The 25,689-nt window shown below is 66.0% G+C and carries 24 protein-coding genes; 19 read left to right on the forward strand and 5 right to left on the reverse strand.

Features of this window, described 5'->3' with window-relative positions; all coding sequences use genetic code 11:
- Positions 1-59: 59 nt before the first annotated feature.
- From bamA to HWX03_RS08775, 8 genes are all read left to right on the forward strand, one after another.
- The gene (gene bamA / locus HWX03_RS08740; protein WP_174431411.1) at positions 60-2,369 is read left to right on the forward strand and encodes an outer membrane protein assembly factor BamA; all 2,310 of its coding nucleotides are present in this window, start codon (positions 60-62) and stop codon (positions 2,367-2,369) included.
- A 64-nt stretch (positions 2,370-2,433) separates the two neighbouring features.
- Complete coding sequence (locus HWX03_RS08745; protein ID WP_048248617.1) at positions 2,434-2,931, forward strand: OmpH family outer membrane protein; 498 nt, start codon at positions 2,434-2,436, stop codon at positions 2,929-2,931.
- A 16-nt stretch (positions 2,932-2,947) separates the two neighbouring features.
- Positions 2,948-4,027 carry a UDP-3-O-(3-hydroxymyristoyl)glucosamine N-acyltransferase gene (gene lpxD, locus HWX03_RS08750; RefSeq protein ID WP_175819594.1) on the forward strand — a complete coding sequence of 360 codons (1,080 nt, stop codon included), beginning with the start codon at positions 2,948-2,950 and terminating at the stop codon, positions 4,025-4,027.
- A 129-nt stretch (positions 4,028-4,156) separates the two neighbouring features.
- The gene (fabZ, locus tag HWX03_RS08755; RefSeq protein ID WP_174390161.1) at positions 4,157-4,624 is read left to right on the forward strand and encodes a 3-hydroxyacyl-ACP dehydratase FabZ; all 468 of its coding nucleotides are present in this window, start codon (positions 4,157-4,159) and stop codon (positions 4,622-4,624) included.
- Between the two features lie 67 nt (positions 4,625-4,691).
- Entirely contained in the window at positions 4,692-5,480 is a 789-nt protein-coding gene (lpxA, locus tag HWX03_RS08760; protein ID WP_175870991.1) for an acyl-ACP--UDP-N-acetylglucosamine O-acyltransferase, read from the forward strand.
- A 3-nt stretch (positions 5,481-5,483) separates the two neighbouring features.
- Positions 5,484-6,653 (forward strand): lipid-A-disaccharide synthase, encoded by a 1,170-nt coding sequence (gene lpxB / locus HWX03_RS08765; protein WP_175870992.1) that lies wholly within the window; start codon positions 5,484-5,486, stop codon positions 6,651-6,653.
- The gene (gene rnhB, locus HWX03_RS08770) at positions 6,650-7,294 is read left to right on the forward strand and encodes a ribonuclease HII (protein ID WP_175870993.1); all 645 of its coding nucleotides are present in this window, start codon (positions 6,650-6,652) and stop codon (positions 7,292-7,294) included. The genes lpxB and rnhB overlap by 4 nt, the downstream gene beginning before the upstream one ends.
- On the forward strand, positions 7,291-8,073 hold the full coding sequence (locus HWX03_RS08775; RefSeq protein WP_174431416.1) for an RNA methyltransferase: 783 nt from the start codon (positions 7,291-7,293) through the stop codon (positions 8,071-8,073). The genes rnhB and HWX03_RS08775 overlap by 4 nt, the downstream gene beginning before the upstream one ends.
- Positions 8,074-8,178: 105 nt before the next feature.
- On the opposite strand, the gene HWX03_RS08780 is transcribed toward HWX03_RS08775, so the two are convergent.
- Positions 8,179-8,994: a pyruvate, water dikinase regulatory protein gene (locus HWX03_RS08780; protein ID WP_034207652.1), complete on the reverse strand. Its 816-nt coding sequence runs from the start codon at positions 8,992-8,994 to the stop codon at positions 8,179-8,181.
- 376 nt (positions 8,995-9,370) lie between these two features.
- On the opposite strand from HWX03_RS08780, the gene ppsA reads away from it, so the two are divergent.
- The 3 genes from ppsA (at position 9,371) to HWX03_RS08795 (ending at position 13,404) form a co-directional block, all read left to right on the forward strand.
- Positions 9,371-11,773: a phosphoenolpyruvate synthase gene (ppsA, locus tag HWX03_RS08785; RefSeq protein ID WP_175870994.1), complete on the forward strand. Its 2,403-nt coding sequence runs from the start codon at positions 9,371-9,373 to the stop codon at positions 11,771-11,773.
- A gap of 228 nt (positions 11,774-12,001) precedes the next feature.
- A complete protein-coding gene (locus tag HWX03_RS08790; protein ID WP_174431418.1) occupies positions 12,002-12,436 on the forward strand; it encodes an NfeD family protein in 435 nt (144 codons plus the stop codon).
- 32 nt (positions 12,437-12,468) lie between these two features.
- Complete coding sequence (locus HWX03_RS08795) at positions 12,469-13,404, forward strand: SPFH domain-containing protein (RefSeq protein WP_174431419.1); 936 nt, start codon at positions 12,469-12,471, stop codon at positions 13,402-13,404.
- A 154-nt stretch (positions 13,405-13,558) separates the two neighbouring features.
- Here the strand turns inward: HWX03_RS08795 and smpB are convergent, their stop codons facing one another.
- Positions 13,559-14,005: an SsrA-binding protein SmpB gene (gene smpB, locus HWX03_RS08800; RefSeq protein WP_027784754.1), complete on the reverse strand. Its 447-nt coding sequence runs from the start codon at positions 14,003-14,005 to the stop codon at positions 13,559-13,561.
- 99 nt (positions 14,006-14,104) lie between these two features.
- Here smpB and HWX03_RS08805 point away from each other — a divergent pair, with 99 nt between their 5' ends.
- Positions 14,105-14,542, forward strand: a complete 438-nt coding sequence (locus tag HWX03_RS08805) for a type II toxin-antitoxin system RatA family toxin (RefSeq protein WP_021159121.1) — start codon at positions 14,105-14,107, stop codon at positions 14,540-14,542.
- 4 nt (positions 14,543-14,546) lie between these two features.
- Positions 14,547-14,870 (forward strand): RnfH family protein, encoded by a 324-nt coding sequence (locus HWX03_RS08810; protein WP_174431420.1) that lies wholly within the window; start codon positions 14,547-14,549, stop codon positions 14,868-14,870.
- A 42-nt stretch (positions 14,871-14,912) separates the two neighbouring features.
- On the opposite strand, the gene HWX03_RS08815 is transcribed toward HWX03_RS08810, so the two are convergent.
- The 3 genes from HWX03_RS08815 to HWX03_RS08825 all read right to left on the reverse strand — a co-directional run bounded on the left by HWX03_RS08815 (position 14,913) and on the right by HWX03_RS08825 (position 18,012).
- On the reverse strand, positions 14,913-15,887 hold the full coding sequence (locus HWX03_RS08815; RefSeq protein ID WP_175819601.1) for a DMT family transporter: 975 nt from the start codon (positions 15,885-15,887) through the stop codon (positions 14,913-14,915).
- A gap of 186 nt (positions 15,888-16,073) precedes the next feature.
- The gene (locus HWX03_RS08820) at positions 16,074-16,760 is read right to left on the reverse strand and encodes a glutamine cyclotransferase (RefSeq protein WP_175870995.1); all 687 of its coding nucleotides are present in this window, start codon (positions 16,758-16,760) and stop codon (positions 16,074-16,076) included.
- A gap of 31 nt (positions 16,761-16,791) precedes the next feature.
- Complete coding sequence (locus HWX03_RS08825; RefSeq protein ID WP_175870996.1) at positions 16,792-18,012, reverse strand: helix-turn-helix domain-containing protein; 1,221 nt, start codon at positions 18,010-18,012, stop codon at positions 16,792-16,794.
- 114 nt (positions 18,013-18,126) lie between these two features.
- On the opposite strand from HWX03_RS08825, the gene HWX03_RS08830 reads away from it, so the two are divergent.
- From HWX03_RS08830 to HWX03_RS08860, 6 genes are all read left to right on the forward strand, one after another.
- On the forward strand, positions 18,127-18,891 hold the full coding sequence (locus HWX03_RS08830; protein ID WP_175819604.1) for a DUF899 domain-containing protein: 765 nt from the start codon (positions 18,127-18,129) through the stop codon (positions 18,889-18,891).
- Positions 18,892-18,919: 28 nt separating this feature from the next.
- The gene (locus HWX03_RS08835; protein WP_175870997.1) at positions 18,920-19,723 is read left to right on the forward strand and encodes a DUF2182 domain-containing protein; all 804 of its coding nucleotides are present in this window, start codon (positions 18,920-18,922) and stop codon (positions 19,721-19,723) included.
- A gap of 281 nt (positions 19,724-20,004) precedes the next feature.
- Positions 20,005-21,465, forward strand: coding sequence for an IMP dehydrogenase (guaB, locus tag HWX03_RS08840; RefSeq protein WP_174431426.1), 1,461 nt, complete (start codon positions 20,005-20,007; stop codon positions 21,463-21,465).
- Between the two features lie 6 nt (positions 21,466-21,471).
- A complete protein-coding gene (locus HWX03_RS08845; protein WP_174431427.1) occupies positions 21,472-22,071 on the forward strand; it encodes a hypothetical protein in 600 nt (199 codons plus the stop codon).
- A 107-nt stretch (positions 22,072-22,178) separates the two neighbouring features.
- On the forward strand, positions 22,179-23,798 hold the full coding sequence (gene guaA, locus HWX03_RS08850; RefSeq protein WP_174431428.1) for a glutamine-hydrolyzing GMP synthase: 1,620 nt from the start codon (positions 22,179-22,181) through the stop codon (positions 23,796-23,798).
- Positions 23,799-24,552: 754 nt separating this feature from the next.
- On the forward strand, positions 24,553-25,602 hold the full coding sequence (locus HWX03_RS08860; RefSeq protein WP_175870998.1) for a TOPRIM nucleotidyl transferase/hydrolase domain-containing protein: 1,050 nt from the start codon (positions 24,553-24,555) through the stop codon (positions 25,600-25,602).
- The last annotated feature ends 87 nt before the right edge of the window (positions 25,603-25,689 follow it).

Below are 25,689 nucleotides of genomic sequence, written 5' to 3' on the forward strand. Positions count from 1 at the left end.
CGTCAGGCGGCGGCCGCTGGCCAGCCGCCCGATTTGATGCAGCTAAATATTGGGGATGCATGTTGTTCAAACCTCATCGCTTTGTACCTAAGACAGTTGCGGCGGCCGCGCTCGCCGCGCACGGCCTCGCGGCGCATGCAGCGGCACCGTTCGTGGTGCAAGACATCAAGATCGAGGGGCTGCAGCGCGTCGAAGCGGGTTCGGTGTTCGCCTATCTGCCGATCAAGCAGGGCGATACCTTCACGGACGACAAGGCATCCGAAGCAATCCGTGCGTTGTACGCGACGGGCTTTTTCAACGACGTGCGCATCGCCACGCAGGGCAACGTCGTGATCGTGCAGGTGCAGGAGCGTCCGGCCATCGCGTCGATCGACTTCACCGGCACGAAGGAATTCGACAAGGACAACCTGACGAAGGCGCTGCGCGCGGTCGGCCTCGCCGATGGCCGCTACTACGACAAGGCGCTCGTCGACAAGGCGGAGCAGGAGCTCAAGCGCCAGTACCTGACGCGCGGCTTCTATGCGGCCGAGGTCAAGACGACGATCACGCCGGTCGACGCGAACCGCGTGTCGATCCTGTTCGCGGTCGCCGAAGGCCCGAGCGCGAAGATCCGCCAGATCAACTTCATCGGCAACAAGGCGTTCAGCACCAGCACGCTGCGCGACGAGATGCAGCTGTCGACGCCGAACTGGTTCTCCTGGTACACGAAGAACGACCTGTACTCGAAGGAAAAGCTCACGGGCGACCTCGAGGCCGTGCGCTCGTACTACCTGAACCGCGGCTACCTCGAGTTCAACATCGAGTCGACCCAGGTGTCGATCTCGCCGGACAAGAAGGACATGTACCTGACGGTCACGCTGCACGAAGGCGAGCCGTACACGGTGTCGGGCATCAAGCTGTCGGGCAACCTGCTCGATCGCGAGGCCGAACTCAACAAGCTGATCAAGATCAAGCCGGGCGACCGCTTCTCGGCCGAAAAGCTGCAGCAGACCACCAAGTCGATCGTCGACAAGCTCGGTGAATACGGCTACGCATTCGCGACCGTCAACGCGCAGCCGGACATCGACCAGGCTAACCACAAGGTCAACCTGAACCTCGTCGTCGACCCGAGCCGCCGCGTGTATGTTCGCCGCATCAACGTGGTCGGCAACACGCGCACGCGCGACGAAGTGGTGCGCCGCGAAATGCGCCAGCTCGAAAGCTCGTGGTTCGACTCGAACCGCCTCGCGCTGTCGAAGGACCGCGTGAACCGCCTCGGCTACTTCACCAACGTCGACGTGACGACGTTGCCGGTCGAAGGCACGAACGACCAGGTCGACGTGAACGTGAAGGTCGACGAAAAGCCGACCGGCGCGATCACGCTGGGCGCCGGCTTCTCGTCGACGGACAAGGTCGTGCTGTCGGCCGGCGTGTCGCAGGACAACGTGTTCGGTTCGGGCACGAGCCTGTCGGTGAACGTCAACACCGCGAAGAGCTACCGCACGCTGACCGTCACGCAGGTCGACCCGTACTTCACGGTCGACGGCATCAAGCGGATCACGGACGTCTTCTACCGCACGTACCAGCCGCTCTACTATTCGACGAACTCGAGCTTCCGGATCATCAGCGCGGGCGGCAACCTGAAGTTCGGCATTCCGTTCTCGGAAGTCGATACCGTGTACTTCGGCGCGGGCTTCGAGCAGAACCGCCTCGACGTCGATTCGAACACGCCGCAGAGCTACCAGGATTACGTGAACGAGTTCGGCCGCGTGTCGAACACGGTGCCGCTGACGGTCGCATGGTCGCGCGACGCGCGCGACAGCGCGCTGATCCCGAGCCGCGGCTACTTCACGCAGGCGAACATGGAGTACGGCGTGCCGGTCGGCAAGATCCAGTACTACAAGGCCGACCTGCAGGCGCAATACTACTATTCGTTCTCGCGCGGCTTCATCCTGGGCCTGAACCTGCAGGGCGGGTACGGTAACGGTATCGGCAACCCGTACCCGATCTTCAAGAACTACTACGCGGGCGGTATCGGCTCCGTGCGTGGCTACGAGCCGAGCTCGCTGGGCCCGCGCGACACGAAGACGAACGATCCGATCGGCGGTTCGAAGATGCTGGTCGGCAACATCGAACTGACGTTCCCGCTGCCGGGCACGGGTTACGACCGCACGCTGCGTGTGTTCACGTTCCTCGACGGCGGTAACGTGTGGGGCAATGCGCCGGGCGGCACGAGTACGGGCTCCAACGGCCTGCGCTACGGCTACGGTGTGGGTCTCGCGTGGATCTCGCCGATCGGCCCGCTGAAGCTGAGCCTCGGCTTCCCGCTGCAGAAGCATGAAGGCGACCAGTACCAGAAATTCCAGTTCCAGATCGGGACGGCGTTCTGACCGAACGCATGACAACAGCAACGAGAGGGTAATTTTGCTAACCGGTAAGTTTTCGAAACGAGTGATGTGCGCGCTGACCGTTGCGCTGGCCCTGGGCGCGGCGACGGTGCACGCACAGGACGTCGCCCGCATCGCGGCGGTCAATTCGGATCGGATCCTGCGCGAGTCGGCGCCCGCGAAGGCGGCGCAGACGAAGCTCGAAGCCGAGTTCGCGAAGCGTGACAAGGATCTGCAGGACCTGGCGGCACGGCTGAAGTCGATGTCCGATTCGCTCGACAAGAACGGCACGTCGCTGTCGGCGGCCGATCGCGCGCAGAAGCAGCGCGATCTCGCGCAGCTCGACACCGACTTCCAGCGCAAGCAGCGCGAGTTCCGCGAAGACCTGAACCAGCGCCGCAACGAAGAGTTGGCGGCCGTGCTGGAAAGGGCGAACAAGGTCATCAAGCAGATCGCCGAGCAGCAGAATTACGACCTGATCGTGCAGGAAGCCGTGTACGTCAGCCCGCGCATCGACATCACCGACAAGGTGCTCAAGGCGCTCGCGTCCGGCTCGACGAACTGAACGGAGCAGACGACGAATGGCATTGACGCTCGAGGAACTCGTAAAGCGGTTCGGCGGCGAGATCGCCGGCGATGCACAGTGCACGGTCAGCGGCCTCGCGCCGCTCGACCAGGCAGGCCCTCAGCAACTCGCGTTTCTCGCGAACCCGAAGTACCTGTCGCAGGTCGAGACGACCCGCGCCGGCGCGGTGCTGATCGCGCCGAAGGATCTCGAAAAGCTGGGTGCGGCTGCCCATGGTCGCAACTTCATCGTGACGCCGAATCCGTACGCGTACTTCGCGCGCGTCGCGCAGATGTTCATCGATCTCGCCACGCCGCCGCGCGCGGCCGGCGTGCATCCGAGCGCGACGATCGATCCGGCCGCGCAGGTCGCCGCGACCGCGGTGATCGGCCCGCACGTGACGGTCGAGGCCGGCGCGGTGATCGAAGACGGCGTGCAGCTCGACGCGAACGTATTCGTCGGCCGCGGCACGACGATCGGCGCCGGCTCGCATTTCTATCCGAACGCATCGGTGTACCACGGCTGCAAGATCGGCCCGCGCGCGATCGTCCATTCGGGCGCCGTGATCGGCTCCGACGGCTTCGGCTTCGCACCGGATTTCGTCGGCGACGGCGACGCGCGCACCGGCAGCTGGGTCAAGATCCCGCAGGTCGGCGGCGTGACGATCGGCCCGGACGTCGAAATCGGCGCGAACACGACGATCGACCGCGGCGCGATGGCGGACACCGTCATCGAGGAATGCGTGAAGATCGACAACCAGGTCCAGATCGGTCACAACTGCCGGATCGGCGCGTATACGGTGATCGCCGGCAGCGCCGGCATCGCGGGCAGCACGACGATCGGCCGCCACTGCATGATCGGCGGCGCGGCGGGGATCGCCGGCCACGTGACGCTCGGCGACTATGTCATCATCACCGCGAAGTCGGGCGTATCGAAGTCGCTGCCGAAGGCCGGCATCTATACCAGCGCGTTCCCGGCCGTCGACCACGGCGAATGGAACAAGAGCGCCGCGCTCGTGCGCAACCTCGACAAGCTGCGCGAGCGCATCAAGGCGCTCGAAGCCGCGCTCGCCGCCCAGGGCGGCACCGACGCCTGAGCGCGTCATGCGAGACCACCAACCGGGCACGGCCAGCGCAACCGGCCCGGTTTGCCAGACAGGGCCGCGCGGCGGCCCGCTTCAGCCTTTGCATCACCACCGCGCAGCCTCTGCGTGAGACGAACCATCATGAGCACTGAAAAAATCAATCTCGACATCCACAAGATCCTCACGCTGCTGCCGCATCGCTACCCGATTCTGCTCGTCGATCGCGTGCTCGAACTCGAGCCGCACAAGGGGATCAAAGCGCTGAAGAACGTGTCGATCAACGAGCCGTTCTTCCAGGGGCATTTCCCGAAGCGGCCGGTGATGCCGGGCGTGCTGATCCTCGAGGCGCTTGCTCAGGCGGCCGCGCTGCTGACGTTCTCGGAAGAGCAGCCGAAGGATCCGGAAAACACGCTGTACTACTTCGTCGGCATCGACGGCGCGCGCTTCAAGCGCGTGGTCGAACCGGGCGACCAACTGATCCTGAACGTGACGTTCGAACGCTACATCCGCGGCATCTGGAAGTTCAAGGCGGTGGCGGAAGTGGACGGCAAGGTGGCGGCGGAAGCCGAACTGATGTGCACGGTCAAGACGACCGACGCGGCGCCCTGAGCGACGCGGCACGCATGGGTAACGTAACGCGAGCAACGCGACACATCATATCGAGAGGCAACGGCGCATGACCAGGATTCATCCTACCGCGATCGTCGAGCCGGGTGCGCAGATCGACGAATCGGTCGAGATCGGCCCGTACGCGATCGTCGGCCCGCACGTCACGATCGGCGCGCGCACGACGATCGGCTCGCACAGCGTGATCGAAGGTCACACGACGCTCGGCGAGGACAACCGCATCGGCCATTACGCGTCGGTCGGCGGCCGTCCGCAGGACATGAAGTACAAGGACGAGCCGACCCGGCTCGTGATCGGCAACCGCAACACGATCCGCGAATTCACGACGATCCACACGGGCACCGTGCAGGACGTCGGCGTGACGACGCTCGGCGACGACAACTGGATCATGGCCTACGTGCACATCGGCCATGACTGCACCGTCGGCAGCCACGTGATCCTGTCGAGCAACGCGCAGATGGCCGGCCACGTCGAGATCGGCGACTGGGCGATCGTCGGCGGCATGTCGGGCGTGCACCAGTTCGTGCGCATCGGCGCGCATTCGATGCTGGGCGGCGCGTCGGCGCTCGTGCAGGACATTCCGCCGTTCGTGATCGCGGCCGGCAACAAGGCCGAGCCGCACGGCATCAACGTCGAAGGGCTGCGCCGGCGCGGCTTCTCGCCCGACGCGATCTCGGCGCTGCGCAGCGCGTACCGCCTGCTGTACAAGAACGGCCTGTCGCTCGAGGAAGCGAAGGTGCAACTGCGCGAGCTCGCGCAAGCGGGCGGCGACGGCGATGCACCGGTGACGGCGCTCGTCGAGTTCATCGACGCGTCGCAACGCGGCATCATCCGCTAAGCGATGGCGCTCCCGACCAATCAGCTGCGGCTCGCGATGGTGGCCGGCGAGCCGTCGGGCGACCTGCTCGCGGCGTCGCTGCTCGGCGGGCTGCGCGAGCGTCTGCCCGAATCGGCCCAGTATTACGGGATCGGCGGGCAGCGCATGATCGCGCAGGGCTTCGACTCGCACTGGCAGATGGACAAGCTGACCGTGCGCGGCTATGTCGAGGCGCTGGGTCAGATTCCCGAGATCCTGCGGATTCGCGGCGAACTGAAGCGCCAACTGCTCGCCGAGCGGCCGGACGCGTTCATCGGCGTCGACGCGCCCGATTTCAACTTCAACGTCGAACAGGCCGCGCGCGACGCGGGCATCCCGTCGATCCACTTCGTGTGCCCGTCGATCTGGGCGTGGCGCGGCGGCCGGATCAAGAAGATCGCGAAGTCCGTCGACCACATGCTGTGCCTGTTCCCGTTCGAACCGGCGATACTCGACAAGGCCGGCGTCGCATCGACCTACGTCGGCCATCCGCTCGCCGACGAAATTCCGCTCGAGCCCGACACGCACGGCGCGCGCATCGCGCTGGGTCTGCCGGCTGACGGCCCCGTGATCGCGGTGCTGCCGGGCAGCCGGCGCTCGGAGATCGCGCTGATCGGCCCGACGTTCTTCGCGGCGATGGCGCTGATGCAGCAGCGCGAGCCCGGCGTGCGGTTCGTGATGCCGGCCGCGACGCCCGCGCTGCGCGAACTGCTGCGGCCGCTCGTCGACGCGCACCCGCAACTCGCATTGACGATCACCGACGGCCGCTCGCAGGTCGCGATGACGGCCGCCGACGCGATCCTCGTGAAGAGCGGCACCGTCACGCTGGAAGCCGCGCTGCTGAAGAAGCCGATGGTGATCTCGTACAAGGTGCCCTGGCTGACCGGGCAGATCATGCGTCGGCAGGGCTACCTGCCGTATGTCGGCTTGCCGAACATCCTGGCGGGGCGCTTCGTCGTGCCGGAGCTGCTGCAGCATTTCGCGACGCCCGAGGCGCTCGCCGATGCGACGCTCACGCAGCTGCGCGACGACGCGAACCGCCGCACGCTGACCGAAGTGTTTACCGAAATGCATCTCTCGCTGCGGCAGAACACGGCCGCGAAGGCGGCCGAGGCCGTCGTGCGCGTGCTCGAACAACGCAAGGGGCGCGCATGACCGCAATCCGTGCACCCCGCCGCCGTGCGTCGAGCGACGTGCAGGGCGGTTTCGATTTCAGCCGCCCGGACGAGATCGTCTGCGGCGTCGACGAAGCCGGCCGCGGCCCGCTCGCGGGGCCGGTCGTGGCTGCCGCGGTGATCCTCGATCCGGCGCAGCCGATCGACGGGCTCGACGATTCGAAAGTGCTGTCCGCGAAGAAGCGCGACATGCTGTACGACCTGATCGTCGCGCGTTCGCACGCGTACTGCGTCGCGTCGGCGAGCGTCGACGAGATCGATACGCTGAACATCCTGCACGCGACGATGCTCGCGATGAAGCGGGCCGTCGAAGGTCTGTCGGTGCTGCCGACGCTCGCGCAGATCGACGGCAACCGTTGCCCGACGCTGACCGTGCGTGCCGAAGCGATCGTCAGCGGCGACGCGCTCGTGCCGAGCATCTCGGCCGCCTCGATCCTCGCGAAGGTCACGCGCGACCGGATGCTGGTCGACCTGCACGAACGCTTTCCGGTGTACGGCTTCAACGTGCATGCGGGCTACGGCACCGCGAAACATCTTGCCGCATTGCGCGAGCACGGCCCGTGCGAAGCGCATCGGCGCTCGTTCGCGCCGGTTCGTGCGGCGCTTGATCTGATTCGATGAAAAGCATTACTTCCCGCGACAACCCGCTGTACAAGCGCCTGAAGGCGCTCGCGGGTTCGACGCCCCATCAGCGCCGCAGCGGCCAGGCGCTACTCGAAGGTTTCCATCTCGCGAGCGCGTATCTCGACACGGGTGCGACACCCGAGCTGTGCGTCACGACCGAAGGTGCGCTCGGCCACGCCGAGGCGCAGGCGATCGTCGCGCGCATCGACGCGCAGCGGATCGTCACGCTGCCGGACGCGCTGTTCGGGCAGTTGTCGAACGTCGTCAACGGCGTCGGCTTCCTGCTGCTGGTCGACCGGCCGGCGCAGCCGCTGCCCGGGCGCGTCACGCATACGTCGGTCGTGCTCGACGGCGTGCAGGATGCCGGCAATGTCGGTTCGATCCTGCGCAGCGCGGCGGCGGCCGGCGTGCGTCACGTGTTCTGCGCGCCGGGCACCGCCTATGCGTGGTCGTCGAAGGTGCTGCGCTCGGGCATGGGCGCGCATTTCCTGTTGTCGATCCATGAGGACGTCGAAGCGGCGGCGCTTGCCGAGCGCCTCGACGTACCGGTCGCGCTGACCGACTCGCACGGCGCGCAGGCGGTCTACGACTGCGACCTGTCGGGGCCCGTTGCATGGGTGTTCGGCAACGAAGGCGCCGGTGTGTCGGCATTCTGGCGCGACGCGGCCACGCATCGCGTGACGATTCCGCAGCCGGGCGGGATGGAGTCGCTGAACGTTGCTGCGGCGGCGGCAGTATGCCTGTTCGAGCAGGTGCGGCAGCAGCGGCCTGCGTGATGCCGCACACGTTGCATTTGCCGTAAAACGAAACAAGGCCGCGTTTGACGCGGCCTTGTTGTTTTCGGCGGCGGCGGCCGGACGGCCGCGCCAGCGCTCCCGCGCTCAGTAGGACTGCCGGTCGAGGCGGATTTCCTGCAGGATCGTCGTCGCGATTTCCTCGATCGACTTGTGCGTCGACGACAGCCACTTGATCCCTTCGCGGCGCATCATCGCCTCGGCCTCGTTGATCTCGTAGCGGCAGTTTTCGGGCGCCGCGTACTTGCTGCCCGGCCGGCGCTCGTTGCGGATCTCCGACAGGCGCTGCGGGTCGATCGACAGCCCGAACAGCTTGTCGCTGTATGGCGACAGCGCCGACGGCAGCTTGCCGCGTTCGAAATCCTCCGGAATCAGCGGATAGTTGGCCGCCTTCACGCCGTACTGCATCGCGAGATACAGGCTCGTCGGCGTCTTGCCGCTGCGCGACACGCCGACGAGGATCACGTCGGCCTCCGACAGGTTGCGGTTCGACTGGCCGTCGTCGTGCGCGAGCGAGAAGTTGATCGCCTCGATCCGCGTCTTGTATTCCTCGGTGTCCGCGTTCTGGTGGCCGCGGCCCATCGCGTGGCTCGACTTGAGCTCCAGTTCCTGCTCGAGCGGTTCGACGAAGCGCTGGAACATGTCGAGCACGAGCGCGTTCGAGCGCTTGACGATGTCGTTCGATTCGCTGTCGACGAGCGTCGTGAACACGATCGCGCGACGGCCGTCGTGCACGGCGGCCTCGTTGATCTTCTCGACGGTCGCATAGGCCTTGTCGAGCGAATCGACGAACGGCACGCGCACGAGGCGGAATTTCTGGTCGAACTGGGAGAGGATCGAATGCGCGAAGGTTTCGGCAGTGATCCCGGTGCCGTCGGAGACGATGAATACGGTAGGCAGCATGAATCTGGACGTCGAGCGTGAAGGGCGGTTGCGCGGGCGGCTGGAGGTGTGCCTCCAGACCCAGTGACAAGGTCGCGCCACATCCGGCAGCCGGCACGGTAGAATAGCGGCAACCTGTTGGATAAGCAATTGCGGGGGCAGGGCGCGGACGGCGCCCCGTGGCTGGGCCGCGCGATTCCATAATTCCCGGCAAGTCTGGCGATTTGTCTGCAAATATCGCCCTTCTGCCGGGATTTTTGCAAATCGGGTCGGAAGATTTCCGCCGCTGCGAGTGTTTATCTAACAGGTTGCGCAAGACGCGCCGCGCCTTTTTGCAGGCGCCCGCGTCCGAGCCCACTTGCGCGATCGAGCATTTTTTTCACACTTAGGGGCTTGTATGACTAACGCAGCAAACGTCGCAAAGGACCAGGCGTATGTAATTCCGTTCGAGCAGTTGCGGATGACCGATGTGGAGATCGTGGGCGGCAAGAATGCGTCGCTCGGCGAGATGATCAGCCAGCTTTCCGAAGCAGGCGTTCGCGTACCCACCGGTTTCGCCACGACCGCGCTCGCATTCCGCGATTTCCTCAAGCACAACGACCTGACCGATCGCATCGCCAAGCGTCTCGAGTCGCTCGACATCGACGACGTGAAGGCGCTCGCCGAAGCCGGCGCCGAAATCCGCAAGTGGATCGTCGACGCACCGATGCAGGCGCGCCTCGAGCAGGAAATCCGCGAACAGTTCGAAGTGCTGAAGAACGGCTCGCCGGCTGAGCTGTCGTTCGCCGTGCGCTCGTCGGCGACCGCGGAAGACCTGCCCGACGCGTCGTTCGCCGGCCAGCAGGAGTCGTATCTGAACGTCGTCGGCATCGACGACGTGCTCGACCGCATGAAGCACGTGTTCGCATCGTTGTACAACGACCGCGCGATCTCGTACCGCGTGCACAAGGGCTTCACGCACGCCGAAGTCGCGCTGTCGGCCGGTGTGCAGCGCATGGTCCGCTCGGACGTCGGCGCCGCCGGCGTGATGTTCACGATCGATACCGAATCGGGCTTCAAGGACGCCGTGTTCATCACGTCGAGCTACGGCCTGGGCGAAACCGTCGTGCAGGGCGCGGTGAACCCGGACGAGTTCTACGTGTTCAAGACGACGCTCGCGCAGGACAAGTACCCGATCATCCGCCGCTCGATCGGCTCGAAGCTGATCAAGATGGAATTCACGCAGCCGGGCGAGCCGGGCCGCGTGAAGACGGTCGACGTGCCGCACGAGCAGCGCAACCGCTACTCGATCACGGATGAAGACGTGATCGAGCTGGCGAAGTACGCGGTCATCATCGAGAAGCACTACCAGCGTCCGATGGACATCGAGTGGGGCAAGGACGGCCGCGATGGCAAGATCTTCATCCTGCAGGCCCGTCCGGAAACGGTGAAGAGCCAGGCGAGCGGCAAGGCCGAGCAGCGCTTCAAGCTGAAGGGCCAGTCGCAGGTGCTGGCGACGGGCCGTGCGATCGGCCAGAAGATCGGCGCGGGCCCCGTGCGCGTGATCCAGGATCCGTCGGAAATGGAACGCGTGCAGCCGGGCGACGTGCTGGTGGCCGACATGACCGACCCGAACTGGGAGCCGGTGATGAAGCGTGCGGCGGCGATCGTCACGAACCGCGGCGGCCGTACCTGCCACGCGGCGATCATCGCGCGTGAGCTCGGCGTGCCGGCAGTCGTCGGCTGCGGCGATGCGACCGACATCCTGAAGGACGGCGCGCTCGTCACCGTGTCGTGCGCGGAAGGCGACGAAGGCAAGATCTACGACGGCCTGCTCGAGACGGAAGTCACGGAAGTGCAGCGCGGCGAGCTGCCGGAAATCCCGGTCAAGATCATGATGAACGTCGGCAACCCGCAGCTCGCGTTCGACTTCTCGCAACTGCCGAACGGCGGCGTGGGTCTCGCGCGTCTCGAGTTCATCATCAACAACAACATCGGCGTCCACCCGAAGGCGATTCTCGAGTACCCGAACATCGACCAGGACCTGAAGAAGGCGGTCGAGAGCGTGGCGCGCGGTCACGCGTCGCCGCGTCAGTTCTACGTCGACAAGCTGACGGAAGGCGTCGCGACGATCGCCGCGGCGTTCTACCCGAAGCCCGTGATCGTGCGTCTGTCCGACTTCAAGTCGAACGAGTACAAGAAGCTGATCGGCGGTTCGCGCTACGAGCCGGACGAGGAAAACCCGATGCTGGGCTTCCGCGGCGCGTCGCGCTACATCGCCGACGACTTCGCGCAGGCGTTCGAGATGGAATGCCGTGCACTGAAGCGCGTGCGTGACGAGATGGGCCTGACCAACGTCGAGATCATGGTGCCGTTCGTGCGGACCGTGAAGCAGGCGGCGCGCGTCGTTGGCCTGCTCGAGAAGTTCGGCCTGAAGCGCGGCGAAAACGGCCTACGCCTCGTGATGATGTGCGAAGTCCCGACCAACGCGATTCTTGCCGAAGAGTTCCTGGAACACTTCGACGGTTTCTCGATCGGCTCGAACGACCTCACGCAGCTCACGCTCGGCCTCGACCGCGATTCGGGCATGGAACTGCTGGCTGTCGACTTCGACGAGCGCGACCCGGCCGTCAAGTTCCTGCTGAAGCGTGCGATCGATACCTGCCTCAGGATGGGCAAGTACGTCGGTATCTGCGGCCAGGGCCCGTCCGATCATCCGGACTTCGCGCAATGGCTGACCGACGAAGGCATCGTGTCGATCTCGCTGAACCCCGACACGATCATCGATACGTGGCAGGCGCTCGCCGCCAACCGCAAGTAACGATCCGTCGTGCAACTTCGGCGAAAGGGCGGTCCGCCGCGCTTTCGTTGAAGGCAAAATGCAAGGTTCGTGCTATAAACACCCCGGTAAGCACCGGGGTGTTTTTTTTCGTCGGTACTCGCCGGGCAGTTCGCAGGGTTCCGACCGCCCCGGGAGCGCCGACCGCTTCGCACAGCTGCGAGCGCAGCGAATATAGTGAGCATCGGGGACGTTTTTCTGGAGACCATAATGATGTCGGGGCATCTGTTCTGGTGGGTCGGGGTGGGCGTGCTGGTCGTCGCCGAGTTGCTGACGGGCACGTTCTATCTGCTGATGATCGCGCTCGGCTTTCTCGCGGGCGGGTTGTTGCAACTGGCCGGTTTCGCGCCGCACGTGCAGTTCGGCGCGGCGGCCGCGGTCGCGATCGTCGCGATGATCGTGCTGCGTCGCTCGGGGCTCGGCCGCAAGCAGAAGCGCGACACGTCGACGAATCCCGACGTCAATCTCGATATCGGCTCGACCGTCACGGTCGACGCGTGGCGTGACGGCCGCGCGCGCGTGCAGTATCGCGGCGCCGACTGGGACGTCGAGCTCGCGCACGGCGAGCGCGACGATGCGCACGTGTACCAGGTGAGCGCCGTGCGCGGCAATCGCCTCGTGGTCGTGGCGAAACCCGCGGGCTGACCGTCCGCTGATACAACAAGGAGGAAATATTCATGGATTCGCTGATCATCTGGGTTGTCCTGCTCGTCATCGCGATCGTGATCGTGTCGAAGACGGTGAAGATCGTGCCGCAGCAGCATGCATGGGTGCTCGAGCGCTTCGGGCGCTACCACGCGACGCTGTCGCCCGGTCTCAATATCGTGCTGCCGTTCGTCGATCGCATCGCGTACCGGCACGTGCTGAAGGAAATTCCGCTCGACGTGCCGAGCCAGGTCTGTATCACGCGTGACAACACGCAGTTGCAGGTCGACGGCGTGCTGTATTTCCAGGTCATGGATCCGATGAAGGCATCGTACGGGTCGAGCAACTTCGTGCTCGCGATCACGCAGCTGTCGCAGACGATGCTGCGCTCGGTGATCGGCAAGCTCGAGCTCGACAAAACCTTCGAGGAGCGCGATTTCATCAACCACAGCATCGTGTCGGCGCTCGACGACGCCGCGGCGAACTGGGGCGTGAAGGTGCTGCGCTACGAGATCAAGGACCTGACGCCGCCGAAGGAGATCCTGCACGCAATGCAGGCGCAGATCACCGCGGAGCGCGAAAAGCGTGCGTTGATTGCCGCGTCCGAAGGCCGCAAGCAGGAACAGATCAACCTCGCGTCGGGTGCGCGCGAAGCCGCGATCCAGAAGTCCGAAGGCGAGCGGCAGGCCGCGATCAACCAGGCGCAGGGTGAAGCCGCCGCGATTCTGGCGGTGGCCGAGGCGAACGCGCAGGCAATCCAGAAGATCGCGAGCGCGATTCAGTCGCAAGGCGGGATGGATGCGGTGAACCTGAAGGTCGCCGAGCAGTATGTCGGCGCATTCTCGAATCTCGCGAAGCAGGGCAACACGCTGATCGTGCCGTCGAACCTGTCGGATCTCGGCACCGCGATCTCGTCGGCGCTGACGATCGTCAAGAGCGCGGGAGCGGCGTCCGGCGCGAAGGGCTGAGCCCGACGATCGAGGCGCACGCGGCTGCCGCGTGCGCATCGTTGTGCGGCGAATCGTCGCGCAGCCGGGTGACCCGCCGGCGCGATTCAGAGAGTCCAAAGCAACACGGCCCGCTTCGAGCGGGCCGTGTCGTTTGTGATGAACGCCGTGGGCGTCAGGTGCCGGCGCGCATGATGCGGGCCTTCTCGCGTTCCCAGTCGCGCTTCTTCTCGGTTTCGCGCTTGTCGTGCAGCTTCTTGCCCTTCGCGAGCGCGATGTCGCATTTCACGCGACCGCCCTTGTAGTGGAAGTTCAGCGGCACGAGCGTGTAGCCGCGCTGCTCGACCTTGCCGATCAGTTTCTTGATTTCCTCGCGGTGCAGCAGCAGCTTGCGCGTGCGAACCGGGTCGGGCTGGATGTGCGTCGAGGCTTCAGGCAGCGGGCTGATATGGGTCCCGATCAGAAAGATCTCGGCGTTCTTCACCACGACGTAGCCTTCCTTGATCTGGCCGCGTCCGGCGCGCAGCGCCTTGACTTCCCAGCCCTCCAGCACGAGCCCCGCCTCGTAGCGTTCCTCGATGTGATAATCGAAGTGCGCTTTCCTGTTGTCGATGATGCTCATGAAAGGATCGGGCCAACTCGTTTAAAATCACGATTTTAGCAAAGCGGGGCGAGAATCGCCCGGCTTGGCGCTCCTACTTTAAGCGATGCCGCGCGATTTATGGCAGATGTCCAGAAAACTGTATTGATCCGTCACTCGGCGGAACAGATGTTCGACCTCGTCACCGACGTGGCCGACTACCCCAATTTCCTGCCCTGGTGCGGCGGTGTCGAGGTTCGCCGTCAGGACGAGAGCGGAATGGAAGCGCGCATCGACATCAACTTCAAGGGCATCAAGCAGCATTTCGCGACGCGCAACACGCAGCAGCGCCCGACGCGGATCGACATGGAGTTCACCGACGGTCCGTTCAAGAAATTCACGGGCTCGTGGCGTTTCACGGCGCTGCGTGCCGATGCGTGCAAGATCGAATTCGCGCTGCACTACGAGTTTTCGAGCATCCTGCTCGAGAAGATCATCGGGCCGGTGTTCAGCCACATCGCGAACACGTTCGTCGATTCGTTCGTGAAGCGCGCGGACCAGCGCTACGGAAAGGGGTGACGCGATGCTGTCGATCGAAGTCTGCTACGCACTGCCGGACCGCCAGACGCTGATTCCGCTGTCGCTGCCCGAAGGCGCGACCGTGCGCTCCGCAATCGACGCGAGCGGCGTGCTCGCGCTGCACCCGGAGATCGATCTCGCGCAGGCGAAGACGGGCGTGTACGGCAAGCTCGCGTCGCTCGATGCGCCGCTCGTCGATCACGACCGCGTCGAGATCTACCGTCCGCTGATCGTCGATCCGAAGCTCGCGCGCCAGCGGCGTGTCGACAAATCCCGCCGTGACGGCTCGATCGAGGGCCGCAAGTGGATGCACAAGGACGCGCGCTGACGCGTTGTTCGCTCGGATTGGTCTGATCAAACGCCGCGGCGCTCAATGGGCCGCGGCGTTTGCGTTTGCCGACGCGCTGCCTGCGCTGCCCGGCGTGTCGCCGTGCCGTCGCACCGAGCCGTATACGCCGGCGAGCAGCAGCACGAGTGCGGCGATCTCGAGTGCGTGCGGCATCCGCTGGTCGTACACGAACGCGTACAGCATCGCGAACACGGTTTCGAACACGATCAGCTGACCCGACAGCGTGAGCGGCAGCCGCTTCGACGCGGCGTTCCACAGCCCGTTGCCGAGCCACGACGCGCCGATCGCGAGCACGAGGTTCAGCAGCCAGAACAACTGCCAGCGCGATGCCGGGACGGCCGCCTGCACCATGCCGGCCGGCAGCGCGAGGATCGCCAGCCAGCAGAGGCCGCCGAGCAGGCCCGTCACGACACCCCACAGCACCGACCATTCGTTGCCGCCGAAACGATGGTGGCGCTGCAGGTAGCGCGCGTTCGCCACCGCATACCAGGTCCAGCTCGCGAGCGCGCCCGCCGCGCAGGCGATGCCCGCGAGCTTCTGGGCGAGCGTCGTCGCGTGCGCGGCTTCGGACGTAAACAGGTCGACGTTGATGCAGACGATGCCCGCGATCACCAGCGCGAGCGGGGCGGCGAGCCGCCGCAGCGGCACGGCGCCGTGGTCGCCGAGGCCCGCGAGCGTGACGGTCACCGGCAGCACGCCGACGATCAGCGAACTGGGCGCGATGCCGATCAGGTGCACGGCGCCGGACAGCAGCATGTAATACGCGACGTTGCCGATGACGGCGAGCTTCGTCAGTGCGACGAGATCCTCGCGGGTCAGCCGTGCGAGCAGCGAGCGGGCGGCGGGCAACGCGGCCGCGAGCGATACGAGGCCGTACATCGTGTAGCGGCCGGCGCTCAGCAGCAGCGGCGAGAAATCGGTCAGCAGCCGCGGAACGAGAAACACCATGCCCCACAGGGCGCCTGCCAGGACACCGTACACCACGCCGCGCTGCATCGACCGCTCCGAACACATGACCAAGGTGCGCGCATCTTAGCGATGCCATCGCGGCGGCGTCTTGTTCATTCCTGCACTCGGGGCATGGCGGGGCTTCGGCGTGCCGCGCGACGGAGCGGCCTCGATCCGTTCCTGATTATCGAGGGTTCGCGGCCGCGGTATGGTGCGGATCAGCTGTCGGTCGAATCAGCCGTCGGCAGGATCGGGCGTCGCACCGGCGCCGTCGCCCGACACCCGCGCTCGCACCGGGCGCCGCACGGCGCGCAGCTTGCCGCTGTTGCCGCCGCCGCAGTAGAAGCGGTCATGACCGTCGGACTCGAGCCCCGAGACGCCGACGCCGGCCGGCATGTCGATCTGCTCGAGCACCTGGCCCGTGCGCGGATCGATGCGCCGCAGGTCGCTCTGGTCGGCTTCCCACGTGCCGTGCCACAGCTCGCCATCGACCCACGTCACGCCGGTGACGAAGCGGTTCGATTCGATCGTGCGCAGCACGGCGCCCGATTGCGGATCCACCTGATGAATCTTGCGTTCGCGGTACTGGCCGACCCACAGCGTGCCTTCCGCCCACGCGAGCCCCGAATCGGCGCCGCCGCCGGGCGCCGGGATCGTCGCGAGCACGCGGCCCGATTCGGGGTCGATCTTCTCGATGCGGTCCTCGACGATCTGGAACAGGTGGCGGCCGTCGAACGCGGTGCCCGCGTGCGCGGCGACGTCGAGCGAACGGACGATCGTGCCGCGCTCGGGGTCGAGCGCATTCAGCTTGTCGCCGGACGCGTACCACACGTGCTGCCCGTCGAACGTGACGCCGTGCACGCCGTCGACGCCCGGAAACGGGCCGTACTCGCGAAGGATGTCTGCAGGGGAGCGTTTCATGTTCGTCACCTCGTCGTTCGATGGGGCCATCCTAATCGCCCGGCAGCGCAACCGGGAGTAACAAGGTCGTCGCGAATCCGGGCAGCGGCGGCGTCATCCAGCGGCGCGCGCGTCCGCGGCCGAGCGCCTGCACCTTGCCGGTTTCCGCGAGCGCATCGAGCGCGCGCTGCACGGTGCGCTGGCTGGCGCCAAGTGCGAGCGCCAGCGCGGAGCTCGACCACGCTTCGCCGTCGGCGAGGAGCGCGAGCACGGCTGCGTGGCGATCGTCGACTGGGCGCGCGAGGACGACGGTTTCGCGCACGCCGAGCGGTTCGAGCGCGAAGCCGCGCTGTGTCGCGACGACGTTCGCGAGCGGACGCAGTACCGCGCGCAGCCGGCCGATCTCGACACGCAGCCGCGCGCGATGCGATTCGTCGGCCTGTTTCGCGCGGAACGCGGCGGCGACGAGCGCGTTTCTCGACACGTCGGCCGGCCACGCCTCGCCGAGCGCACGGGCGAGCACGAACAGCACCGGACGCCGCGCGAGCGACACGGTCGTGCGCGCATCGCGCACCGTGTGGCGGCATGCGTCGACGACCAGCGCATTCGACTCGAACAGCGTCTCGACTTCGTCGAGCGGCACGAGCCGCGACGTGCCGCGCGCGATGAGCCGCGCGGCCGGTGCGTCGAGCACGCGCGCCGCGGTGTCGACCTCGGCCGTCAGCGCGGCGATGCCGGCGGCGCGGGCGGCTGCCTGCGCCCGGGCAAGCGCCGCACGGGCCGCGTGCGTGCGGATGCGGCGCATCGCGATGCCGGCCGCGATCAATTCATGGGCGGCGCGCGACGCGGGCGGCAGCGGCGCGGGATCGAGATGCGCGAGCAGCCGCTCGGCCTCGTCGAGCTGGCCGATCAGCAGCAACCGGCGCACGCCGAGATAGCGGGCATGCGCGGCGTTCGCGCGGTCGCCGTGCGCGTCGAGCGTCGCACAGGCCGCATCGAGCGCACGCGTCGGCCAGTGCAGGTCGCGCGACGCGAGTGCGATCTCGGCTTCGGCGACGACGCAGCGCGCCCGCGCGACCGCTTCCTTCGCGCCGAATGCACGTGCGGCACCGCGCACGAGCGCCCGTGCGCGTTCGAAATCGCCGAGCTGCGCCAGCGCGATCCCGCGCAGCGCGAGCGCCGGCGCATCGTCGCGCAGCGCGACGCGGTTCAGCGCACCGAGCGCGTCACCGGCCGCGAGCGCGCGCGCGGCCGCCGTGATCAGCGAATCCATTCGAATCCCGACACACTTGTCACTCCCTCCGGTCCGATGCCCGGCACTAATCTAGCACCACGCACACGGCCCCGTACGCCGTGCCCGGATACCCATCGGAAGGAGGAACCCGCAATGACGACCCATCTCACAGGAACCCGCGACGAATGGCTGGCCGAACGCCGCGCGCTGCTCGACGCGGAAAAGGCGCTGACGCGGCAAAGCGACGAACTCGCGCGGCGGCGCCAGGCGCTGCCGTGGGTGCGCATCGACAAGACCTACCGGTTCGATACCGAGGAAGGGCAGGCGACGCTCGACGACCTGTTTCGCGGCCGGTCGCAACTGCTCGTCTATCACTTCATGTTCGGCCCCGACTACAAGGCGGGCTGCCCGTCGTGCTCGGCGCTCGCCGACGGCTTCGACGGCTTCGCCGTGCATCTGGCGAACCACGACGTGACGCTCGCGGCCGTGTCGCGCGCGCCGCTCGCGAAACTGCTCGCGTACCGGCAGCGGATGGGGTGGACGTTCCCGTGGGCGTCGTCGGTCGGCAGCGATTTCAATTTCGACTTCAACGTGTCGTTCACCGAAACGCAGCAGCGCGCGGGCGACGTCGAATACAACTATGCGCGGGCCGGTCACGCGATGGACATGGATCCGCCGCCGGCGCCCGTCGTGCAGTTCGCGGCCACGTGCGGCACCGACGCGGCCACGTATTCGCTCGACCGGCCGGGGATGAGCGCGTTCGTGCGCGAGGACGGCGCCGTCTATCACACGTATTCGACCTACGCGCGCGGCCTCGACGGGTTGTGGGGGATGTACCAGTGGCTCGATCGCGCGCCACGCGGTCGCAACGAGGCCGGCCCGTGGTGGCGCCGTCACGACGAGTACGCGCGCGGCTGAGCGGGCCGGCGACGGGCGGGAGCGCGCGATGATACGGCCGACAACCGGCGAGACGGCCGCCGATCCGCGCGCATTCGGCGCGGTGGCTGTGGCCGTGTTCGCGGTCGCCGCGATGGCGACGCTGGCGCAGCACGCGTCGATGGCCGCGATGGGAGGCGACCCGATGCCCGGCGATTGGATGGCCTCGGCCGTATGGCTGCGGCCGTGCGGCCAGGGTGCCGCGCGCGCATTCGCGGCGTTCGCCGGAATGTGGGGCGCGATGACGGTGACGATGATGCTGCCCGTGCTCGCGCCGCAGCTCTGGCATTACTGGCAGCGCATCGGTCCGCAGACGGCGCGGTCGGCATGGCTCATCGTCGTCGCAGGGGCGGGATATTTCTCGGTCTGGATGGCGCTCGGGGCGCTCGTGTTTCCGGCCGGCGCCGCACTGACGACGGCCGCTGCCCGGTTGCCGGCGCTCGCCCGTGCGCTGCCGTTCGCGGCCGGCGCCGTCGTGCTGGCCGCGGGCGCGTGGCAATTCTCTAGATGGAAGGTGCGCCGGCTGGCGTGCTGCCGGCACACGGCGGCACACGCGCACCGGCCGCGGCCGGCGGTCGTCACGGCATGGCGGTACGGCGTGCACGCGGCCATCCGGTGCGGCGCGTGTTGCGGGAACCTGATGGCGGTCGCGCTGGCGGCCGGCATGATGGATCTGCGCGTGATGGCCGCCGTCGCGGTGGCGATCGCCGCCGAACGCGTGGCGCGGGCCGGCGGACGCGTCGCGCAGATCGTCGGTTGCGGGGTGATGGCGGGCGGCATGGTGATGATCGTCCGCGCGGCCGGGCTGGCGTGAGGCGGGGCAGGCAAGCCGCATCGGCGGCGTGTCGCCGGACTGTACGCGGCCGCCGCCGTCGCGGCCGTGTGGCCCCGCCGCGACACGGGCACGTGCCGCCCGGCCGCCGGTTGCGCGAATGGCTCGATGCGGCGGTGAAACGAAAAGCGATCGAAAACGAACCGAACGGCGATCCGAACGATTCGGCCCCCGAACCGCCGAAGCCGGCTAAGCCGTTGTTCGTGTTGTGAAAATTCGCGGCGCTTCGCGTATAATTCGCTTTTGCGCCCATAGGATTTGCCATGCGTCTGATCCAAAAAGCACTCACTTTCGATGACGTGCTCCTCGTTCCCGCCTTCTCCGACGTTCTCCCGCGCGACACCAGCCTCAAGACCAAGCTGACCCGCAACATCTCCCTGAACATGCCGCTCGTGTCCGCCGCGATGGACACGGTCACCGAAGGTCGCCTCGCGATCGCGATGGCGCAGCAGGGTGGCGTCGGTATCGTCCACAAGAACCTCACGCCGGCCGAACAGGCCCGCGAAGTCGCGAAGGTCAAGCGTTTCGAGTCGGGCGTCGTCCGCGACCCGATCACGGTGCCGCCGCAAATGAAGGTGCGCGACGTGATCGCGCTGTCGCGCCAGCATGGCATCTCGGGCTTCCCGGTCGTCGAAGGCCCGCAGCTCGTCGGCATCGTCACGAACCGCGATCTGCGTTTCGAAACGCGCCTCGACGAGCCGGTCAAGTCGATCATGACGCCGCGCGAGCGCCTCGTCACGGTCAAGGAAGGCACGCCGCTCGCCGAAGCGAAGGCGCTGATGCACAGCCACCGCCTCGAGCGCGTGCTGGTCGTCAACGACGCGTTCGAGCTGCGCGGCCTGATGACCGTCAAGGACATCACGAAGCAGACCGAGCACCCGGACGCGTGCAAGGACGAACACGGCAAGCTGCGCGCAGGCGCGGCGGTCGGCGTCGGTGCGGACAACGAAGAGCGCGTCGAGCTGCTGGTGCAGGCCGGCGTCGACGTGATCGTCGTCGATACCGCGCACGGTCACAGCAAGGGCGTGCTCGAGCGCGTGCGCTGGGTCAAGCAGAACTTCCCGCACGTCGAGGTGATCGGCGGCAACATCGCGACGGCCGCCGCCGCGAAGGCGCTGGTCGAATACGGCGCGGACGCGGTCAAGGTCGGGATCGGCCCGGGCTCGATCTGCACGACGCGGATCGTCGCGGGTGTCGGCGTGCCGCAGATCAGCGCGATCGCGAACGTGTCGGAAGCGCTGAAGGGCACCGGCGTGCCGTGCATCGCCGACGGCGGCGTGCGCTTCTCGGGCGACGTGTCGAAGGCCCTCGCGGCCGGCGCGAACGCGGTGATGATGGGCAGCATGCTCGCGGGCACCGAAGAGGCGCCGGGCGACGTGTTCCTGTACCAGGGCCGCCAGTACAAGTCGTACCGCGGCATGGGTTCGGTCGGCGCGATGAAGGACGGCGCGGCAGACCGCTACTTCCAGGACAACTCGGCGAACATCGACAAGCTCGTGCCGGAAGGCATCGAAGGCCGCGTCGCATACAAGGGGTCGGTCAACGCGATCCTGTTCCAGCTGGTCGGCGGCGTGCGCGCCAGCATGGGCTACTGCGGCTGCAAGACGATCGACGAGCTGCACGAGAAGGCCGAATTCGTCCAGATCACCGCGGCGGGCATGCGCGAGTCGCACGTGCACGACGTGCAGATCACGAAGGAAGCGCCGAACTATCACGTGGACTGAGCGCCGATGAAACCGCTGCTGCGAGCCGTGCTGATCGTCGATGCCGTGCTGCTGCTGGCGTTCGGCGTGCTGTTCGTGCTGACGCCCTGGCAGGCGCTGTTCAACGCGCTGCAACTGGCGAACATCCAGCCGGCGATGCTCGGCCAGGCGTTCGGTATCGCGCTGCTCGGGCTCGCGTGGCTCGCGTGCCATGCGGCGCTCAACGGCGACCTCACGGCGCCCGTCGCACGGGCGGTCGGCCATGTGTACTGGCTGACCGGCGTGCTGACGATCGTGTGGTCGATCGGCACCGGCAGCGGGCCCGCGCTCGCGGCCGCCGGCCGGGTGCTGTCGGCGCTGGCCGGGGTCGCGCTGATCGTGCTGGGCCTCGGCGGCGTGCGGCTCGCATCGGCCGTGCGCCGGCGCGAGAAAGCGCAGGCGCTCGAGGGCCGGGACGCGAAGCGTCCGGTCGAACCGGCGCCGGCCTCCGCAGCGCAACCGCGGGTCGAGCCGGTCGTCAGCCGTCCGGTGGCGCCTTCGGCGCCGGCCGCGGCTGCCCCATCGGCCGCATCCGACCGCGCGTCAGGCAGCGTCGCGTTCGACGCGCGCCCGCCGTCGCAGGATTGACCGGCGATGCGTCGCGCGTGCCGCCTGCCGCCCGACGCCGCTGTCCATGCTTTTGACGCAGCGCTTCGTGCGCTGCTTTTCTTATTCTCTTCATCCCGTCCGCAGCCATGCACGACAAAATCCTGATTCTCGACTTCGGTTCGCAAGTCACCCAACTGATTGCACGGCGCGTGCGTGAAGCGCACGTCTACTGCGAAATCCATCCGAACGATGTGTCCGACGACTTCGTCCGCGAGTTCGCGCCGAAGGCGGTGATCCTGTCGGGCAGCCACGCGAGCACGTACGAAGACCATCAGCTGCGCGCGCCGCAGGCCGTGTGGGATCTCGGCGTGCCGGTGCTCGGCATCTGCTACGGCATGCAGACGATGGCCGTGCAGCTCGGCGGCAAGGTCGAGTGGAGCGACCATCGCGAATTCGGCTACGCGGAAATGCGTGCGCACGGCCATACGCGCCTGCTCGACGGCATCGAGGATTTCACGACGGCCGAAGGCCACGGGATGCTGAAGGTCTGGATGAGCCACGGCGACAAGGTGGCCGAGCTGCCGCCGGGCTTCGCGCTGATGGCGTCCACGCCGAGCTGCCCGATCGCCGGCATGGCCGACGAGGCGCGCGGCTACTACGCGGTGCAGTTCCATCCGGAAGTCACGCACACGGTGAAGGGCCGCCAGATCATCGAACGCTTCGTGCTGCAGATCGCCGGCGCGAAGCCCGACTGGATCATGAAGAACCACATCGAGGAAGCCGTCGCGAAGATCCGCGAGCAGGTCGGTGACGAGGAAGTGATTCTCGGCCTGTCGGGCGGCGTCGATTCGAGCGTCGCGGCCGCGCTGATCCATCGCGCGATCGGCGATCAGTTGACCTGCGTGTTCGTCGATCACGGCCTGCTGCGCCTGAACGAAGGCAAGATGGTGCTCGACATGTTCGAGGGCCGCCTGCATGCGAAGGTCGTGCACGTCGACGCGTCCGAGCAGTTCCTCGGCCATCTGGCCGGCGTGACCGATCCGGAAGCGAAGCGCAAGATCATTGGCCGCGAGTTCGTCGAGGTGTTCCAGGCTGAAGCGAAGAACCTGTCGAAGGCGAAGTGGCTCGCGCAGGGCACGATCTACCCGGACGTGGTCGAATCGGGCGGCACGAAGACGAAGAAGGCGACGACGATCAAGAGCCACCACAACGTCGGCGGCCTGCCGGAAACGCTCGGCCTGAAGCTGCTCGAGCCGCTGCGCGACCTGTTCAAGGACGAAGTGCGCGAGCTGGGCGTCGCGCTCGGCCTGCCGCCGGAGATGGTGTACCGCCATCCGTTCCCGGGCCCGGGCCTCGGCGTGCGGATCCTCGGCGAAGTGAAGCGCGAATATGCGGAGCTGCTGCGTCGCGCGGATGCGATCTTCATCGAGGAACTGCGCAACACGACCGCGACCGCGCAGGATGCGGCTGCCGGCCTGTGCGGCGAGGCCGACGTCGGCAAGAGCTGGTACGACCTGACGAGCCAGGCGTTCGCGGTGTTCCTGCCGGTCAAGTCGGTCGGCGTAATGGGCGATGGCCGCACGTACGACTATGTGACGTCGCTGCGCGCGGTGCAGACGACCGACTTCATGACCGCACACTGGGCGCATCTGCCGTACGCGCTGCTCGGCCGCGCGTCGAACCGGATCATCAACGAAGTGCGCGGGATCAACCGGGTCGTGTACGACATCTCGGGGAAGCCGCCGGCGACGATCGAGTGGGAGTGAAATCAGGTCCTTCGGGGACTATCGTCAGCTATCGAAAAGATGTCGTAACGTATTGAATTTGAAAGAAATACGTCGCGGTGGCTATCGATGACTATCGCCGGCCAGCAGAACGAGTTGGCGGTAGAACTGACGGTAGGAACCGGAGGCCGGATTAAGACCCTCCCGTTTACTATTCAGACCAAACCGGTCTTTGACGGTAAAAGTCTCCTCGGGAAAGCTTGTTTTATGCGGCTTTCCCGGCATCAGCAGGTCTCCTGGCCCCTGACGGTAAAAGCCGTCACGAACAGGAGGAAAAACCTCGATGCTTACCGACACCGCACTGCGCAACCTTAAGCCTAAGTCCAAGACTTATAAGGCTTCTGACCGCGATGGGATGTACGTGACGGTATCAACCGTCGGTATGACATACGAACGAGTGCTGATCGTGCCGACTGGGCCAATCGCCAAGTTCATTGCGACGGGTGTCCATTTGGAAGCGAATTCCGCTTCCAGCTTCTACGTCGCCGTGACCCGAGCAAGGCAGAGCGTTGCCATCGTCATGGATAGGCCAGGGAAGTCCACTTTGCCCTATTGGAGTCCAGCGCCGCCATCCCAGAGCAATCCAAGAACAATCCGATGGTCTCTAGTTTATCGACGAATCGTCCCCGCATGATCGGGTAGAGCTATATACAGCCATGTACGCCATCGGTTCGCCGAAAGGAGCTATTTCCTTCGATGCGACTATTGCAGACAAGAAGATGATCCGAGTGGTCAGATGAGAAAATTGGACGAGATCAGGAAAGAATACGAAGGCCTTGCAAACCTGCCGACCGATGCTGACGGCGACGCCAAACGGCGGCGCGGATTCCATTTCGAGCGACTATTGAACAAGCTCTTTGTGTACGAGGGACTTGAGCCACGCACTGGCTACCGGCCATCGGGCGAGCAGATCGATGGCTCCATCTACCTAGACGGTAGGGTTTATCTTCTCGAAGCCAAATGGCACGCTGACCCGTTGCCGGCATCTACGCTCTACCAGTTCAAGGGTAAGGTAGATGGAAAGCTCTCCGGCACGATCGGCATTTTCATCTCTATGTCCGGCTATGCGGAAGATGCCGTCGACGCGCTTATTCTTGGAAAGGCGCTGAACATCGTTCTTCTTGATCAGCGTGACATGGACGCCGCGATTATCCGTGGCGGCGGCTTCAAGAACGTTCTGAAACTGAAGCTCCGCAAGGCTGCGGAAGAGGGCGCGATCTACTTCCCGACAGAAGGCGAACTCGTTACCGCCAAGAAAACCCGAAGCATTGAGATTGATTTGCTGCGCTTCGATCAGACGACCGGGAGCGTGGTTGCCACCCGGCCCGCCGAACCGGCCACGGCCGATCTGCTCATCGTGTGCGAGGGGGATTCCGACCGCGTTGTAATCGCCACGCTCGCTGAGCGTATCCTCGCTTCCGCAGGCTCTAGTCGCTCGATCAAGATTTTGACTGCCATGGGCAAGGTCACCATCCCGCGCGTCGCCAATGCCATGTGGAACACATTCCACTCGGAATCCAAGGTCCTCATTGTCACTGATGGCGACAATGACCCAGTTGGCACTGCTACGATGCTCGGTAATGGCCTAGAATTTCACGAATGGGTCGCAGCAATCCCGAATCCATCGATTGAGACTTGGCTTGGTCTCAACCTTGAGGGCGCGAAGCGCCTCGGAAAATCACGCGTCGAAGTTTCTCGGAGCGCTGCTGAAACGCTTGATATCGACGCACTTCGCCAGCGTGATGATCAATTCGAGAAATTCTGTGCTGCCATCCTAGATGGCTGATCTTCTCGTCGGTACTCGCGAAAAATCAGCTCGGAGTCTGTCCCCGGAGAAACTCAAGCCCGTAATCATTGCCATACTGGCTCGTCT

The organism is Burkholderia sp. BCC0397, from assembly GCF_902832865.1.
Taxonomy (GTDB): Bacteria; Pseudomonadota; Gammaproteobacteria; order Burkholderiales; family Burkholderiaceae; genus Burkholderia.

Coding starts and splice junctions, on each gene's coding strand:
- bamA (WP_174431411.1), top strand. CDS start 60: ATGTTGTTCAAACCTCATCGCTTTGTACCTAAGACAGTTGCGGCGGCC.
- HWX03_RS08745 (WP_048248617.1), top strand. CDS start 2,434: ATGTGCGCGCTGACCGTTGCGCTGGCCCTGGGCGCGGCGACGGTGCAC.
- lpxD (WP_175819594.1), top strand. CDS start 2,948: ATGGCATTGACGCTCGAGGAACTCGTAAAGCGGTTCGGCGGCGAGATC.
- fabZ (WP_174390161.1), top strand. CDS start 4,157: ATGAGCACTGAAAAAATCAATCTCGACATCCACAAGATCCTCACGCTG.
- lpxA (WP_175870991.1), top strand. CDS start 4,692: ATGACCAGGATTCATCCTACCGCGATCGTCGAGCCGGGTGCGCAGATC.
- lpxB (WP_175870992.1), top strand. CDS start 5,484: ATGGCGCTCCCGACCAATCAGCTGCGGCTCGCGATGGTGGCCGGCGAG.
- rnhB (WP_175870993.1), top strand. CDS start 6,650: ATGACCGCAATCCGTGCACCCCGCCGCCGTGCGTCGAGCGACGTGCAG.
- HWX03_RS08775 (WP_174431416.1), top strand. CDS start 7,291: ATGAAAAGCATTACTTCCCGCGACAACCCGCTGTACAAGCGCCTGAAG.
- HWX03_RS08780 (WP_034207652.1), bottom strand. CDS start 8,994: ATGCTGCCTACCGTATTCATCGTCTCCGACGGCACCGGGATCACTGCC.
- ppsA (WP_175870994.1), top strand. CDS start 9,371: ATGACTAACGCAGCAAACGTCGCAAAGGACCAGGCGTATGTAATTCCG.
- HWX03_RS08790 (WP_174431418.1), top strand. CDS start 12,002: ATGATGTCGGGGCATCTGTTCTGGTGGGTCGGGGTGGGCGTGCTGGTC.
- HWX03_RS08795 (WP_174431419.1), top strand. CDS start 12,469: ATGGATTCGCTGATCATCTGGGTTGTCCTGCTCGTCATCGCGATCGTG.
- smpB (WP_027784754.1), bottom strand. CDS start 14,005: ATGAGCATCATCGACAACAGGAAAGCGCACTTCGATTATCACATCGAG.
- HWX03_RS08805 (WP_021159121.1), top strand. CDS start 14,105: ATGGCAGATGTCCAGAAAACTGTATTGATCCGTCACTCGGCGGAACAG.
- HWX03_RS08810 (WP_174431420.1), top strand. CDS start 14,547: ATGCTGTCGATCGAAGTCTGCTACGCACTGCCGGACCGCCAGACGCTG.
- HWX03_RS08815 (WP_175819601.1), bottom strand. CDS start 15,887: ATGCAGCGCGGCGTGGTGTACGGTGTCCTGGCAGGCGCCCTGTGGGGC.
- HWX03_RS08820 (WP_175870995.1), bottom strand. CDS start 16,760: ATGAAACGCTCCCCTGCAGACATCCTTCGCGAGTACGGCCCGTTTCCG.
- HWX03_RS08825 (WP_175870996.1), bottom strand. CDS start 18,012: ATGGATTCGCTGATCACGGCGGCCGCGCGCGCGCTCGCGGCCGGTGAC.
- HWX03_RS08830 (WP_175819604.1), top strand. CDS start 18,127: ATGACGACCCATCTCACAGGAACCCGCGACGAATGGCTGGCCGAACGC.
- HWX03_RS08835 (WP_175870997.1), top strand. CDS start 18,920: ATGATACGGCCGACAACCGGCGAGACGGCCGCCGATCCGCGCGCATTC.
- guaB (WP_174431426.1), top strand. CDS start 20,005: ATGCGTCTGATCCAAAAAGCACTCACTTTCGATGACGTGCTCCTCGTT.
- HWX03_RS08845 (WP_174431427.1), top strand. CDS start 21,472: ATGAAACCGCTGCTGCGAGCCGTGCTGATCGTCGATGCCGTGCTGCTG.
- guaA (WP_174431428.1), top strand. CDS start 22,179: ATGCACGACAAAATCCTGATTCTCGACTTCGGTTCGCAAGTCACCCAA.
- HWX03_RS08860 (WP_175870998.1), top strand. CDS start 24,553: ATGAGAAAATTGGACGAGATCAGGAAAGAATACGAAGGCCTTGCAAAC.